Annotated in this window: 12 protein-coding genes; all 12 read right to left on the bottom strand. The window is 71.1% G+C overall.

Going from position 1 to position 14,850, the window contains the following annotated elements:
• Positions 1-35: 35 nt before the first annotated feature.
• The 12 genes from TBIF_RS13160 to TBIF_RS13105 all read right to left on the bottom strand — a co-directional run bounded on the left by TBIF_RS13160 (position 36) and on the right by TBIF_RS13105 (position 14,799).
• Positions 36-1,667 (bottom strand): bifunctional 3-(3-hydroxy-phenyl)propionate/3-hydroxycinnamic acid hydroxylase, encoded by a 1,632-nt coding sequence (locus tag TBIF_RS13160; protein WP_235174714.1) that lies wholly within the window; start codon positions 1,665-1,667, stop codon positions 36-38.
• 74 nt (positions 1,668-1,741) lie between these two features.
• Positions 1,742-3,196: an aldehyde dehydrogenase family protein gene (locus TBIF_RS13155; protein WP_024795260.1), complete on the bottom strand. Its 1,455-nt coding sequence runs from the start codon at positions 3,194-3,196 to the stop codon at positions 1,742-1,744.
• Positions 3,183-4,772, bottom strand: a complete 1,590-nt coding sequence (locus tag TBIF_RS13150; RefSeq protein WP_024795259.1) for a class I adenylate-forming enzyme family protein — start codon at positions 4,770-4,772, stop codon at positions 3,183-3,185. Before TBIF_RS13150 ends, TBIF_RS13155 begins: the two co-directional genes overlap by 14 nt.
• The gene (locus tag TBIF_RS13145) at positions 4,772-5,800 is read right to left on the bottom strand and encodes an acyl-CoA dehydrogenase family protein (RefSeq protein WP_024795258.1); all 1,029 of its coding nucleotides are present in this window, start codon (positions 5,798-5,800) and stop codon (positions 4,772-4,774) included. The genes TBIF_RS13150 and TBIF_RS13145 overlap by 1 nt, the downstream gene beginning before the upstream one ends.
• Before the next feature lie 51 nt (positions 5,801-5,851).
• The gene (locus TBIF_RS13140; protein WP_024795257.1) at positions 5,852-7,024 is read right to left on the bottom strand and encodes an acyl-CoA dehydrogenase family protein; all 1,173 of its coding nucleotides are present in this window, start codon (positions 7,022-7,024) and stop codon (positions 5,852-5,854) included.
• Positions 7,025-7,036: 12 nt separating this feature from the next.
• Positions 7,037-8,587: a class I adenylate-forming enzyme family protein gene (locus TBIF_RS13135; protein WP_024795256.1), complete on the bottom strand. Its 1,551-nt coding sequence runs from the start codon at positions 8,585-8,587 to the stop codon at positions 7,037-7,039.
• Entirely contained in the window at positions 8,584-10,224 is a 1,641-nt protein-coding gene (locus TBIF_RS13130) for an FAD-dependent oxidoreductase (RefSeq protein WP_024795255.1), read from the bottom strand. Before TBIF_RS13130 ends, TBIF_RS13135 begins: the two co-directional genes overlap by 4 nt.
• A 132-nt stretch (positions 10,225-10,356) precedes the next feature.
• Positions 10,357-11,223: a 3-carboxyethylcatechol 2,3-dioxygenase gene (locus TBIF_RS13125; RefSeq protein WP_024795254.1), complete on the bottom strand. Its 867-nt coding sequence runs from the start codon at positions 11,221-11,223 to the stop codon at positions 10,357-10,359.
• A gap of 117 nt (positions 11,224-11,340) precedes the next feature.
• Complete coding sequence (locus tag TBIF_RS13120) at positions 11,341-12,102, bottom strand: SDR family NAD(P)-dependent oxidoreductase (RefSeq protein ID WP_024795253.1); 762 nt, start codon at positions 12,100-12,102, stop codon at positions 11,341-11,343.
• A gap of 50 nt (positions 12,103-12,152) precedes the next feature.
• On the bottom strand, positions 12,153-13,067 hold the full coding sequence (locus TBIF_RS13115) for an LLM class flavin-dependent oxidoreductase (protein WP_024795252.1): 915 nt from the start codon (positions 13,065-13,067) through the stop codon (positions 12,153-12,155).
• Entirely contained in the window at positions 13,064-14,215 is a 1,152-nt protein-coding gene (locus tag TBIF_RS13110) for a CaiB/BaiF CoA transferase family protein (protein WP_024795251.1), read from the bottom strand. Before TBIF_RS13110 ends, TBIF_RS13115 begins: the two co-directional genes overlap by 4 nt.
• Positions 14,215-14,799: a PaaI family thioesterase gene (locus TBIF_RS13105; protein ID WP_024795250.1), complete on the bottom strand. Its 585-nt coding sequence runs from the start codon at positions 14,797-14,799 to the stop codon at positions 14,215-14,217. The genes TBIF_RS13110 and TBIF_RS13105 overlap by 1 nt, the downstream gene beginning before the upstream one ends.
• Between the last annotated feature and the right edge of the window lie 51 nt (positions 14,800-14,850).

The following is a 14,850-nucleotide window of genomic DNA, read 5'->3' as shown; positions in this document are numbered from 1 at the left end:
GGCGCAGCGCTGTCGCCAGCGTCTCCCAGCCGGCGTCAGTCGGTGAGCACTGCGCACAGCGCGGCGACGACCCGGTCCAGTTCGTCTACCCGGCAGACCGCGGCGACGTACCGGTCCGGCCGCAGGATCAGGACCTGATCGTCCGCTCTGGCCAGCAGCATGTCCCGAAACGCGCCATCGATGTCGAAGAGCTCGTCGCTCGGCTCGCCATCGCCCGTCCCGGCCGCGGCAGCGAATCCGTGGCGCCGGCCTGTCTGCGGCGGCGAGATGCGCACCAGCCGGGCGTCCAGCCGGGCCAACCTCTCGCGGTTCTCGCGTGACAGGTGCGCCGCCGGATCCACCGAGAGGCCCAGGATCGCGAACCGGCCGCCCACCGCGTCGTCGAGTTTGACGCGGTCGCCGGCCACATTCTGGACTGAGGGCTGGCCGAACAGGCGACCCACCACCGCCGCCTTGTCCCGGGATTCCCCGTCGACGACGATCCCCGCCGCGTACCGCGGCGCCGGCTTGTATTTCATCTGCAGGATGTACTCGCGGGCGCCCGGGATCACCTGCACGCCGCGGAAGAACGCGTCGCGCACGAGCTCGGTGGCCCTGTTGCGCGGCTGGTAGTAGCCGCCGACCCGGGTGGCGAACGAGACCATGGCCTCGGCGTGCGCGCGCCGCTCCTCGTCGTAGGTGTCCAGGATCTTGGCGTCGGCACGGCCCTTGGCCACCGCCGCCAACTTCCAGGCGAGGTTCGTGGCATCGCGGATGCCGGAGTTCATGCCCTGGCCGAAGAAGGGTGGCTGCAGGTGCGCGGCGTCGCCCGCGAGGAACACCCGCCCCCGCTGGAAGCTCTCGGCGGTGCGGGAATGATGCCAATAGACCCGGGCGCGCATGACCTTCGGCAGAGGGCTGTCGCGGTAGAAGCGCCCGATCAAGCGTTGCACCGACGCGGCGGACGAGATCTCCTCCTCGCTCTCGTCGGGCAGCAGCTTGAACTCGAACCGGCGGTGCCCGTACGGCAGCGGGATCGTCATCGACGGGCGCGCCGGATCGCAGTACACCGCGGAGAACGGCGCGTCCAGGGTGTCCTCGCTGACGTCGACCACCAACCACTTGGACGGCGCGGTGTCCCCGAGCAGTCGCAGCCCCGCCGCCTCGCGGATGAAGCTGCGGCCGCCATCGGCGCCGACGACGTAGTCGGCGCGCACGCGCACCTCGCCGCCGGGGCCAGCGGCGGTCAGCACCACGCCGGCGGAATCCTGCACCATCCCGGTGACCTCCGTGTCGGCCAACAGGTCGACGTGGCTGAACCGGTCCAGCCCCTCGCGCAGGGTCGCTTCCATCAGCGGCTGGAAGAACAGGTTCCGCCGCGGCCACCCATACGGCTGGCCGACCGGGCGCACATGGGCGAGTTGGCGGCCCCGCGAGTTGTAGTAGCGGATGGGCGCGTTCTGGATGGCGTCGGCCAAGACCCCGCCGACCAGCCCGGCAGCTTGGAACGAGCGGAGCGACTCGTCGTCGACGGCGACCGCTCGCGGGTGCTCGATGACGCCCGGCTCCTTGTCGAGGACCAGCGTCCGGACGCCCTGTCCGCCTAGCAGGTTCGCCAGCGTCACCCCGCATGGGCCCGCGCCCACCACGGCGACATCCACCTCGATCTCGATCGGTTCCACGTCCACTTCCGAAGCCTTCCTCTGCGAGCTGCGTCGCCTCGAAGCTCGAGGCGACGCGGCAATTGAATACGGAACTATGTTCAGACGGCGGGGAAGCTGAACGTCTTGGTCTCCAGGAAGTCCTCGAGACCCTCGACGCCCCACTCGCGGCCCAGCCCGCTCTGCTTATAGCCGCCGAACGGCGACTCCGGGTCGAACCACTGCGCGCCGTTGACCGCGACCGTGCCCGTCCGCAGCCGGCGCGCGATGCCCTTCGCGCGCTCCACGTCGCCGCTGAAGACGGCGCCGCTCAGCCCGAAATCGGAGTCGTTCGCGATGCGGACGGCGTCCTCGTCGTCCTCGTAGCCGATCAGGCACACCACCGGCCCGAAGATCTCCTCGCGCGCGATGCGGCTGTCCGGCGCCACGTGGGAGAACAGCGTGGGCTGCACGAAGTAGCCCTTGTCATGGGTGGCGGAACGGCCGCCGACGACAAGCCGCGCCTCGCCCTTGCCGACCTCGATGTAGTCGAGGACCCGCTCGTACTGGGCGCGGTTGACCAACGGCCCCATCATGTTCGCCATGTCCATCGGGTCGCCCCAGCCGAACCCGCCGAGCAGCCCCTCCGCGATCGCCACCGCCTCGTCCATCCGCCGGTGCGGGACGAGCACCCGGGTCGCCAACGCGCAGCCTTGGCCCGCGTGCATGCACGCGGCGAAGACCGCCTGCGCCACGCTGCTCGCCAGGTCCACGTCGTCGAGGACGATCGACGCGGACTTGCCGCCCAGCTCCAGCGAGACGCGCTTGATGGTCTCGGCGGCATTGCGCATGATCAGCCTGCCGGTGGTCGTCGAGCCCGTGAACGTGACCTGGTCCACGTCGGGGTGCGTCGTGAGGATCTCCGCCACCTTGTTGTCCGAGGTCGTCAGGATATTGACCACGCCCGCCGGGATGTCGGTCTTCGCGATCACGGCCGCCAGCACGGTCCCGGAGAACGGCGTGTCCGGCGCGGGCTTAAGCACCACCGTGCAGCCCGCCGCGAGCGCGCCCCCGAGCTTCGTCAGGTTGAGCTGGAAGGGGAAGTTCCACGGGGTGATCGCGGCGACCACGCCCGCCGGCTCCTTCCGGACGATCCGCTCCGAGGTGCCGCCCATGATCTGCTTCGTGGGCAACGCCCGCTCGAACTCGTAGGTGGACAACAGCTCCGGCCAGAATCCGAGCGACTCGATGGGCCCGTCGATCCCCATCGGGTAGGACAGCGCCAGCGGCATGCCGCTCTCCGCGGTGAGCAACGGGCGGATCTCGTCGGCCACCTCGCGCAGGCCCTGCTGCAACTGGAGTAGGCAGGAGCGCCGCAGCTCCACATTCGTCGACCAGTCGGTCTCGTCGAAAGCTTTGCGCGCCGCCGCGATCGCCCGCTCGGCGTCCTCGGCCTGCCCGTCCGGCGCGGTGCCGATGAGCTCCTCGGTCGCGGGGTTGAAATTCTCGTAGCGACGGCCGCCGGCGGCTTCCACGAGCTCGCCACCGATCAGCATCTTGTGATCACCGTTCGTCATGCGTTCCTCCTCCAAGCGTTGAAATAGAGCGATATAGGTCAGTCGGCGGCCGGCTATCCGCGGCAAGGAGTCTCAAGGCCCGACGGTCCAACTTCGACAGCTCGGTCAGGGGCAGCTCAGCCACTATCGCCAACTCGTCCGGGGCCTTGTAGTCCGCCAGGGACCGCGCCGTCCACTCCCGCAATTCGGCCAGCGTCGGCGGCTCGCTGGCCGAGCGCGGGACGACGAGCGCGACCCCGATCTCGCCGATCACCGGGGCTGCCAGGCCCACCACCGCCGCCCGGTCCACGAGCGGGTGGGTAGCGAGGACGTTCTCGACCTCGAGCGGGTGCACGTTGTACCCGCCCCGGATGTACATGTCGCCGACACGTCCGCGCAGGACCAGGTCGCCGGCCTCGGTCAGGTGCCCCACGTCGCCCGTGACCAGCCATCCGTCCGCGTCGAACGCGGCGGCCGTGCGGCCCGCCGCCGCCCAATATCCGCGCATCACGCAGCTGCCGCGCACCCGAACCGAGCCGGTGGTCCCGACCGGGCAGTCGGCCCCGTCGTCCGCCGCGATCCTGACCCGCATCCCGGCCTGCGCCCGGCCCACCGTGCGGAACTGCACCTCCGGCGGGTCCGTCGGGTCTGTCCCGGCGATGCTCGGGGACTCGGTCATCGCGTATCGGACCACCAGGGGGACGCCGAAGACCCGGCGGACGCGCTCCGCCAGGTCCGGCGCCACCGGCGCGGTGGCCGCGAGGCCGATCCGCAGATCCGGGAAGGGCGCGGCGTCGATGCCGGGCAGTCGCACCAGCTTGCTCCACTGCGTGGGCACCGCGGCCGCGACCGTGATCCGCTCCTCGCGCAGGATGTCCGCGGTCGCCTCGGCGGTCCACGGCGTCGGGCTGATCACCACCGTGACCGCCCACGCGATCTGGTCCCACAGCTTCGCCATATAGCCCGCGTGCGCGAACGGGGTCGCGATCAGCCTCCGGTCGAACGGGGCGCTCATCGCGCCGGCCGACAGCACGCCAGCGGCCAGGCCGCGATGGTCGAACCAGGCGCCCTTCGGGGCGCCCGTCGTGCCGCTCGTCCAGATGATGACGACCGGGTCCTCGGGCCCCGCCGCCCCCACGTGCACCGGCCCCGCCCCGCCCTGCCGCCATAGCGCCGGCAGCTCGGCACGGGTCAGGAGCGGAATCCCGGGCGGCGGTCCGGTCCGCCCCGCGCCCGGGTCCACCACGATCAGCACCGGCCGCGCGGCGTCGATGATCGCCGCCGTCTCGAGGACCCCGAGCCGTGTGCCCAGCCCCGTCGTCACCGCGCCGCACCGCGCCAGCGCCGCGAAGCAGACCGCGTAGTCGATGCTGGACGGCAGCATCAGGGCCACCACGTCGCCGCGCTGGACGCCGCGCGCGCCAAATTCCCGCGCCAGCAGGCTCGCCCGCCGATCCCACTCGGCGAAGGTGATCCGGTCCGCGCCGTCGACGTACGCCTCCCGTTCGCCGAACTGTCGGGCGGCCGCGGCCAACGCCTCGCCGACTGTCCGGTGGTCGCCGGCCAAGACCTGGCCATCCGGTGGGCCGAGCGCCATCAGACGGGCTCCGCGGCCGCGAGGACACGGCTCAGATGTCCCGCGGGCTCGCCCGCCGCGCGGCCCCAGATCTCGGCACGCTTGACGAACAGGTGCGCGTCATGCTCATACGTGTAGCCGATGCCGCCGTGGATCTGCACGTTGGCGGCCGCGTTGTCGCGGCCCGACCGATGCGCCACCACCATCGCGGTGGCGGTCTGGAACTCGGCGTCGGGGCGGCCGGACTCGAGCGCGATCGCGGCGAAGGTCGTCTGCGCCACCGCGGCCTCCGCCGCGACCGCCATGTCCGCGCAGCGGTGTTTGATGGCCTGGTGCGCGCCGATCGGCCGGCCGAACTGCTCCCGGACCTTCGCGTATTCCACGGCCATATCTCGGGTCCCCTCGGCCATGCCGGTCAACAGCGCCGCCGCCAACACCGACAACCGCAGGTGGATCGGGTCGGTCGACGCTGGGACGTAGTGCGTCGGGGTGACTCTCGCGGCGACCGCGCGGGCGACCCGCACCCCGGGATCGATGCTCGTCACGGGTTCGACGCCATCCAGCTCGGACACCGAGACCAGCCCCGCGCCAGAGTGCCCGACCAGCAAGGCGAGCCCTTCCGGCGACGCGTCGAGCAAGGTGAGGGCTCCGTCTACCGTGCCCTCCGCGGTCACCGCGCCTGGGCCGCCGAGCGCCAGGCCGACGGGCTGGTCGCCGGCGAGAATCGCCGCCGCCAAGTCCGCGTCGCCGGCGAATGCCGCGACCCGCGCCGCCAGGGACGTCGAGAGGAACGGGCCGGGCGAGGGCCGCCGACCGATCTCGCGGTACACCAGCGTCTCCATGGGCAGGCCCAGCCCCAACCCCCCGTGGACCTCCGGCAGGGACAGCCCGAGCAGGCCGAGCTGCGCGGCGGTCCGCCATGCAGGCGCCCCCACCGCGTCCGTCTCGCCACGGCGCACCCGGATCACCGAGGCGGGCAACTCGTCGCCGAGGAATTCCGCGGCGGCCTCGACGAGGTCGAGTTGGTCTCGGGTGGGTAGCAGGTCCATATGGGTGACCTCTCGATTAGTGGATCGTGGCAGCGGGGTGGGGGCGACGGCTCAACGCGGGAGGCCGAGGACCCGGTCCCCGATGATGTTGCGCTGGATCTCCGAGGTGCCCCCGCCGATCGACGACGCATAGGACTGCAGGTACTTGCCGCTCCAGCCGTCGCCGTCGAACCTGGTGGTCATCTCCAACCCCGCCAGCCCCGCGAGATCCATGGCGAGCCTGGAGACCTTCTTCTCGGTCTCCGCGTAGTACAGCTTGACGATGGATCCCTCCGCGCCGGGGCTGCCGTCGCGGGCGCTGCGGGAGACCCCGAGGTAGGTCATCGCCCGCATCGCCGCGACCTCGGCACGCGCGGTGGCGAGCCGCCGCGCGATCTCCTCGTCCCCGAGCGCGGTGCCGGAGCCGGACGGCCCCGGAATTTTCCCGGCGCGGGCGATCAGCTTCTCCACGGTGACCGCCAGGGCCACCTGGTTGGCGGTGAACGCGGTGCCCCGCTCGAACGACAGTGTGGACATCGCGACGCTCCACCCGTCATTGACAGCGCCGACGACATTGGACATCGGGATGCGGACCTCGTCGTAGAAGACCTCGCAGAACTCCTGCTCGCCGTCCATGGTCTCGATGGGCCGGACGTCGATTCCGGGACTGCGCATATCGCAGATCACCCAGGAGATGCCCTGATGCCGCGGCGCGTCCGGGTCGGTTCGCACCAGCAACTCCTGCCAGTCGGCGATATGCGCGTGGCTGGTCCAGATCTTCTGCCCGGTGACCACCAGGTGGTCGCCATCCACCTCGGCCCGAGTGCGCAGCGAGGCCAGGTCCGAGCCCGCGCCCGGCTCGGAGAATCCTTGACACCAGATCACCTCGCCGCGCAGGATCGGCGGCAGGTGCCGGGCCTTCTGGGCGTCGTCGGCGCGCGCGATCAGGGTGGGCCCCGCGTGGTTGAGCGCCACGAAGTTCGCGTCCATGCTCGGCAGCCCGGCCCTGGCGTACTCCTCGAACCAGATCAACTGCTCCAGCAGGGAGAGGCCGCGCCCGCCGTACTCCACGGGCCACGCGATCCCGGCCCAGCCGCCCTCGAACTGCGTGCGCTGCCACTCCAGGTCGAACTGCCGCACCGCCGCGAAGTCGGTGGGCCGCTCCCCCTTCGGCGCGTGCTCGGCGAGCCAGGTGCGCACCTGCTCGCGAAACTCGACCTGCTCCGCGGAAAAATCCAGATCCATTGCCAGCTCCTCCTAGTCGCCGAGCCGCGAAACCAGCGTGGCCTTGACGACCTTGCCCATGGCGTTGCGCGGGAGTACCCCCACGATCGCTATCTGCTCCGGCAGTTTCCGCCGGTTGAGCCCGCGCTCCTCCAGGTGCGCGCACAACTCGGCCAGCGTCGGCGTCGCGGTGTGCTCCTCCAACACCAGGACGGCGCACACCCTCTCACCCGTCCGCGCGTCCGGCAGGCCGACCGCCGTGGAGTCACGCAGCCCGGGGAAGGTGAGCAGATGGTCCTCGACCTCCCGCGCGGAGATGTTCTCCATGTTGCGGATGATGACGTCCTTGAGCCGCCCGACGATGTTGACGCAGCCCTCCCCGTCGATGAAGGCGAGGTCGCCGGTGCGGAAGAAGCCGTCCGCGTCGAAGGCCGCCTCATCGAGGCTCGAGTCGACATAGCCCACCATCAGCTGGTCGGACTTGACCCGCAGCTCCCCCCGCCCGCCGGGGCCCGCGACGCGCCCGTCCTCCCGGACCACCCGGAGCTGTGTCCCCGAACCGGGTCGCCCCTCGGTGGCCGCGATCCCGTTCTCGCTCAGCCGCGGGCTGCCCCAGGCCAGGAACGGGCACTCCGTCAGCCCATAGCCAGAGACCAGGCCGATCCCGCCCAGCGTGTCGCGGACCTCGTGGTGCAGGGCCACGGGCCTCGGGGCCCCGCCGATCAGGAAGGCCTTGAGCTGCGGGAACAACGGATCCCGACGCCGTTGCTGCTCGCGCAGGAACGCGACCGCGAACGGCGTGCCGTTGCCGCCGTAGGTCACCTTGGCGTCGGCGAACAGCTGTGCCGTGGCGCGTGGCTCGAACACGTCGGTGATCACGATCGCGGCTCCGGACATGAGCGCCACGACCAGATGCAGCACCCCGCCCACGTGCGCGATGGGGGCCAGCGCCGCGATCCGGTCTTCGGGGCCCGGCTCCAGCGCCCCGCAGTACGTTGCCGCCGAGGCCATGAGCCCGCGGTCGGTGTGCCGCGCGCCCTTCGGCTCCGAGGTGGTTCCCGAGGTGTAGAAGACCCAGCGCACCTCGTCGCCCTGGGCCGCCGCCGGCCGCGGCGGCAGGGTCTGCGGCTCCCCGGCCGGCCAGCGCCCGTCCGAGACCAGCACCTCGAGGCCGTCGATGCCCGACGCGACGGACCTGGCCATCGCCCCGTGGCCGTATCCGTGGAACTCCTCCGGGACGATCAACAGTTGTGCGCCCACCTGCCGGCAGATGAAGTCCACCTCGGGTTCGCGCAACATCATGATCAGGGGGTTCTGGACTGCGCCGAGCCGCGACAGCGCGGCGGTGAGGACCATCGTCTCGATCCAGCTCGGCAGTTGCCAGGACACCACCGTGCCCTCGCCCACCCCGCGCGCGGCGAGACCCGCCGCAGCGATGGCCACCGCGTCGCGGAATTCGACGAACGTCATCTCGCGCCGACGCTCGTCGATGACCAGCACGGCCTCGGGAGTCGCGTCCGCCCGCGCGGCCACCAGCTCCCACAGCCGCGCCGACGCCAGCCGGGGGGCCTGCCGCCCCGTCACGACGCCGCGCCTGAGGCGCGCGCGCCGAGGTGCCTGCCGGCCAGATACCCGTAGACCATTGCCGGGCCGAGCGTTCCGCCGGCGCCGCCGTAGGTCATCCCGAAGGGGGAGGCCATGACGTTGCCCGCCGCGTACAGGCCCTCGATGGGCTCGCCGTCCAGGTCCAGGACCCGCGCGTCCGGATCCACCCGCGGGCCGCCCTTGGTGCCCAGCGCCCCGCTCTTGAGCGAGACCGCGTAGAAGGGCGCCTCCTCCAGCGGCCCCAGCGTCGCCTCCGGCTGTCCCTTCAGGTGGGGGTCGCCCCACCACCGGTCATGCGCGCTCTCGCCGCGATGGAAGTCCGGGTCCCTGCCCGTCGCCACATTCGCGTTCCATTGGGCCACAGTGTTTTTCAGCGCCTCGGCGGGCACCTCGAGCTTGGCCGCCAGGTCGTCGAGGCTGCTGGCCGCGATCACCCACGGGGGCGGGACCTCGCCGGGCGGGTACGGGCCGACGGTGCCGTAGCGGCGCAGGTACTCCTGGTCGAAGATCAGCCAGCACGGCAGGTTTGCATAGCTGAACGTCGCGACGTCCTCCTGATGGAACGCGCCGCCGAAGGCGTTGTAGTTCGCGGCCTCGTTGGTGAAGCGTCGGCCCTGGCGGTTGACCATGATGGACCGGGGCCGCGTGCGGTCCGCGTTGACCATCACCCGGTTCATGTCGTTGACCCCGGCGGGCAGGTCCGCGACCGGGCTCCACCAGGCCTCGCGCATGTTGCCGAGCATCGCGCCCGCCTTCATGGCCATGTACAGCCCGTCGCCCTCGCTGGTGGGCATGGTGACCGGGTGTGTCAGCGGGCCGCGCAGGAATGCCCGCTTGTACTCCTCGTTCCACTCGAAGCCGCCGGTCGCCAGGACCACGCCCGCGGCCGCGCGGACCACGCCCGGCCCCTGCGGCGTGTCGAACTCGACTCCCGCCACCCGGCCGTCCTCGATGACGAGTCTGCGGGCCCGGCGCCCGGTGGTCACCACGACCCCGCGCGCGAGGCACGCCTTGAGCAGCCGGCCCATGAGCGACTGCCCACGTCCGCGCTCGTCCCGGGCCGCCCGGCGCGCGAGCTCCTCGGCCGACGGCGGATTGGGCACCGCGGCGCCGATCGGGGTCTCGCGCTGGACCAGGCGCAGCTCTGCGAAGTACGGCCCGCGGGTGACCCGGTGCTGCCACTCGCCCAGCTCGTCGAAGGGGAACAACGGGGTCTCGAGGGTGCGCCCACCGCCTGGGCGGCCGCCGGGATTCTCCGCGTGGTAGTCCGGAAAGCCTTCTGCCACATAGAATTCCGTGTCCGCCTCGGAGTCGAGGAAGGTGACCATCTCCGGCCCCGCACGGACGTACGCCCGCACGAGGCGCTCCTCCAGCAAATCGCGGGAGAGCGACATGATGTATTCCATCGACTCGGCCTCGCTGTCCGTGGCTCCCGCCGCGGCCATCAGCGGATTGTTGGGGATCCACACGTTGCCGCCCGACCAGGCCGCGGTCCCGCCCACCTCGTCCGCCTTCTCGAAGACGCCGACCCGTGCGCCGCGCGCGGCCGCGGTGAACGCGGCAGTCAGCCCCGCCGCCCCGCTGCCGAGCACCACCACATCGAATGAGTCAGGCATAGCTGGCACCTCCAGATCTCGGGCCGAGCGCACGCCGGAATCCATTCTCCACGGCGGGTATTCGTGAACACTTCGTCAGATATTAGGGTCGCTGACAGTTTCAGGCAAGGGTTTCGCGAATATCGAGCGGCCCTAAGCCGTCGCGGTCACCGCGACGGCCATCCCGATGATCCACTCCTCGACCGGCTCGTAGACGAGGCTTTCCAGCCCGCGCCCGCCGCCCGCGGCGCCGGCGGCCAGCCAGGTCCGCACCTCATTGGCGCCCGCGCCGGCGTTCGCCTGCGCCGAGTCCGCCATCGCCGCCAGCGCATCCACGTCCCAGGCCCCCAGCGCCGCGAGGAATTCCCTGTCCCACTCCGGCTTGATCTTCTTGCCGGCCGACGGCATGCCCTCGGCGTTGATCCGGGCCCGCTCCTCCGCGCTGATGTCGTAGGCGTCCACCTCGAGGCTCGGCGGCGAATGGGACAGGCCGCCACTCGCGATGACCAGCACCCGCTCCGCCCGGCCGTCGAGGAAGCGCCCCACCTCCGCGCCGAGCTCGAGCACCCGCCGCGCCGTGGGCAGCGGTGCCGTCGCGCAGTTGATCGGCACGGGGATCACCGGATATGCCGCGACCGCGCCGCCCAGGTCGCGGAGGGGCTGCCCGAAGGCGTGGTCCAATTCGACGTCGCGGGCGGCGGTGATGTCGAAGCCGGCGCCGAGGAGGTGCTCCGCGAGCTCCCGCGCGATGTCGCCGGGAATGTCCAGCGGCGCCGCGTCGTGCCCGGCCTCCGCCATGATCCCCCCGGAGAGCACCACCGCGACCGCCGGCACCAGCTGCCGGAAGGCGCGCCGGTGGTCGCCGCCGAAGAGCACGATGTAGTCCGGGTCGAACTCCGCCACCATGGCCGTCGCCCGCGCCAGCCCGGCCCGGAACGTCGTCCCCTGCACTCGCTCGACGTCTCGCTCCATGCCCGGGCCATGGCTCGCGCACACCACGAGCCGATCTTGATTCGTCACCGCATCCTCCTTGAGGGGCCTCGCCAACCGCGGCCACCAGGCATCTCCACCGACGGGCCCGCATGTGACACTGATGTTAGATCATCTGGGGGTATCCGTCGAGGGTGTGGGCGAAGGTCAACGCAGCATCAGGGTGCCGCCGTCGACCGCGAACACCTGGCCGGTCATGAACCTCGAGCCCTCCCCCGCGAGGAATGCCACCACGGGGACGAAGTCCCGCTCGATATCGCCGAGCTTGCCGCCGATCGGGACCGCCTTCGCCATGTGCGCGTCGTGCACGCTCAGCTGCTCCGGGGTCATGGCCGCCCGCGTCGTGTCGTACATCGGCGTCCAGATCGCGGGGGCGATCGCGTTGACCGTGATGCCATGCTGCGCCCACTCGAGGGCGATCGTCCGCGTCCAGGCGAGCACCGCGCCCTTGCTGGCCGCATAGGCGGGTTTCCCCACAAGGCCCTGGACCCCGGCCGCGGACGCGAAGTTGATGATGCGCCCGCCGGCGTCCCGCAGGTGCGCGAAGACGCCCTGGTTCGTCAGGAACGTCCCCGTCGCGTTGATCGACATCACCCGATCCCACATCTCCAGGGGAGTGTCCTCCCCCGAGGCGCCCGGCGCGATCCCCGCCGCGTGGATCAGCACGTCCAGCCCCCCGAGGGTGTCCACCGCGGCGGCGAGGGCCGCGTCCACGGACCCTTTCGAGGAGACGTCGCACTGCTGGAAGCCGGCGCCTGCGCCCCGCGCGATCTCGGCCCCGGCCGCGGCGTCGCGGTCGAGCGAGACCACTCGCGCGCCGAGCGTCGGCAGGGCCCGCACGAGGCCCGCGCCCATTCCGCTGGCGCCGCCCGTGACGATGATCCGCCGTCCGGTCAATTCCTGAGACATGTTGTGCTCCTTTGCAGTTGTGACAAAATGACGAATCGCCGAATCCGGGGCTAGGCCCCCGGGCGGAAGGCCGCGATGACCTCGCGGCCGAAGAGCTCGAGCGTCTCCGCCGTCCCGAAATCGTGGAACCGGACGATGCACTGCTCGACGCCCCGCTCCCGCTCCGCGGCGAATAGCGCGACCAGCTCATCGGGCGTGCCCACCAGCGCTTGGCCCCACCCCGACTCCGGCATCCGGCGCGTGGTCGCGGCGGCGACCTCCGCCCGCTCCGCCCCCGTGCGGGCCACGCCCACCGCGTACTGGGCAGAGATCCGCGCTGCGCCACGCAACCCCGACAGCTCCTCCAGCCGATCGCGCGCCGACGCCACACAGTTCCACCAGTCCGCGTGCCGGGCCACGAGGGGCATCGTCAGCTGCCTGCCGCCCCCGCCGATATGGACCGGGATCCGCGGCTGCACCGGAACCGGCAGCCCGTACGCGCCCCGCAGTTGGAAGTGCTTGCCGTCGAAATCGAAGGCGTCCCCCGCGAACATCAGCCGCAGGATCTCCAGGGACTCGCCCAGCGCCTCGGCCCGCTCCCGCCGGGTGGACCCGCCGAATCCGAACGCGTCGAGCTCCGCCTCCACCGACCCCCAGCCCAGGCCCAGGTCCAACCGGCCCCCGCTGATCTGGTCGACGGTGGCCGCCATCTTCGCCAACAACGCGGGATGCCGGAACGGGTTGCAGCCGACCAAGTGGCCGAGGCGGATCGTCGTCGTGGAGGTTGCGAGCGCAGTCAGCAGGGTCCAACTCTCCAGGCTCTCGGTGGGCCGCGCCCCGGGGACGAACAGGTGGTCCATCAGCCAGAACGAGCTGAACCCGGCACCCTCAGCCGCCACCGCCTGAGCACGCATCGAGTCCACATCCGTCTTGAACTGCGGCACGAACACCCCGAAGTCCAGTGCGTCGCATCCTGATGGCGTCATCGGATCGCTCCCTTCTGCCGCAGAGCGGCGATCTCCTCCGTGCTGAATCCGGCCTCGCCGAGCAGCGCGCCGGAATGTTGTCCGGGCGTAGGCGGCGGGCGCCTCAGCCGGCCCGGTGTCCGAGACAGCCGGGGCGTCGGGATCGGTTGTGTCACACCGAATCTCTCGACAAATGTGCCTCGCGACTGGTGGTGCGGGTGCGCCGGAGCCTCCACCAGGTCCAGGACCGGCGTGAAGCATGCCTCGGCCCCGGCGAAGCGCGTGCACCAGTGCTCCCGCGTCCCAGTTCGGAACACCGAGGCCAGCTTCGCCGTCAGCTCCGGCCACATCTGCTGGTCCAGTTGGCGGCCCCACTCCGGGTCCTCGAGGCCCAGGATCCGTCGCAACTCGGCATAGAACCGCGGCTCGATGGCGCCGATCGCCACGTGCTTGTGGTCCGAAGTCTCGTAGACCCCATAGAAGTGGGAGCCACCGTCGAGCATGTTGGTGCCGCGCGGCAGGTTCCACGTCCTGCTCTCGAGCTTCCAGCGCAGCGTCGTCGTCAGATGCGCGGCGCCGTCGACCATCGCCGCGTCGACAACCTGACCCCGGCCGGACCTCTGCGCCTCCAGCAGCGCCGAAACCAGCCCAAACGCCAGGTACATGCCGCCGCTGGCGTAGTCGCCGAGAAGGTTGAGCGGCGGCACCGGCGGCCCTCCGCGTCGGCCGATCGGGTCGAGCGCGCCGGCCAGCGCGATGTAGTTGATGTCATGACCGGCCGCGTGGGCCATCGGACCGGACTGCCCCCAGCCGGTCACCCGCCCGTAGACCAGCTTGGGATTCGCCTTCGCGCATACCTCCGGGCCAAGGCCCAGGCGTTCCATGACCCCGGGCCGATACCCCTCGATGACCGCGTCGATGGACGGGAGCATCCGCAGCAGCACCGCTACCGCTTCCGCCCTCTTGAGATCCAGCACGATCGACCGTCGCCCGCGCAGCATCGGATTGCGCGGCGCCTCCACGCCGCCGTCCGCCTCCTGCTCATCGTCGCGGTCCACCCGGATCACCTCGGCTCCCATGTCTGCGAGCATCATGGCCGCGAACGGGCCCGGGCCCTGGCCCGCGAACTCCAATACCCGGATACCGTCGAGCGGGCCGGCCGCATCCATCAGGGCTGCCCCGGAAGCAGCCGTACGAACAGCGCGTCCGCGTCGCACAGGAGCTCGTCTCCGTCGTAGAGCCGCCCGGTCACCTTTGTCTTGCGGCCCTCGACCGAGTCGATGGACGCCTCCACGCGCAGCGGTCGGAGTATCGGTGTGATCTTGCGGTAGTTGACCTTCAGATACGCAGTCCGCGAACCAGACAGCCCGCGCTCGCTCACAAAGATCCCGAGCAGGTCGTCGAACATCAACGGGATCATGCCGCCATGCACGGCGCCGTTACCACCGAGGTGCGCCTCCGTGAACGTCGTTGTCGCCCACATCGTGCGCTCGCCCACGTCCCCCACCTGATACGGCACCAAGACCGGATGGTGATGCGTGTGCCCGCCGCCGTTGAGTCGGGACGCCCTGAGCCTGCCGACGGTGTGCAGGTCCTCAAGCTGCTCTGCGGCTGCCCGCAGCTGCTCGGCCAGCGCGAGCGACAGGGCCGCCGATGGGGCCGCGGTCGCGCTGACCGCATCCTGGAGCCGGCGGACTTCGGCGACCAGCTCCCGGAATTCGGGGGCACCGAAGTCCTCCGCGGGCGGGCCCATTGTGGGCTGTCTAGCGTGAACTCGATTTCCAGGCATCCAGTTGTCTCCCTC

This window comes from Tomitella biformata AHU 1821, assembly GCF_000524475.1.
GTDB classification, from domain to species: Bacteria; Actinomycetota; Actinomycetes; order Mycobacteriales; family Mycobacteriaceae; genus Tomitella; species Tomitella biformata.
The sequence above is the reverse complement of the archived record's forward strand: the minus strand, read 5'-3'. Positions and strand labels throughout refer to the sequence as shown.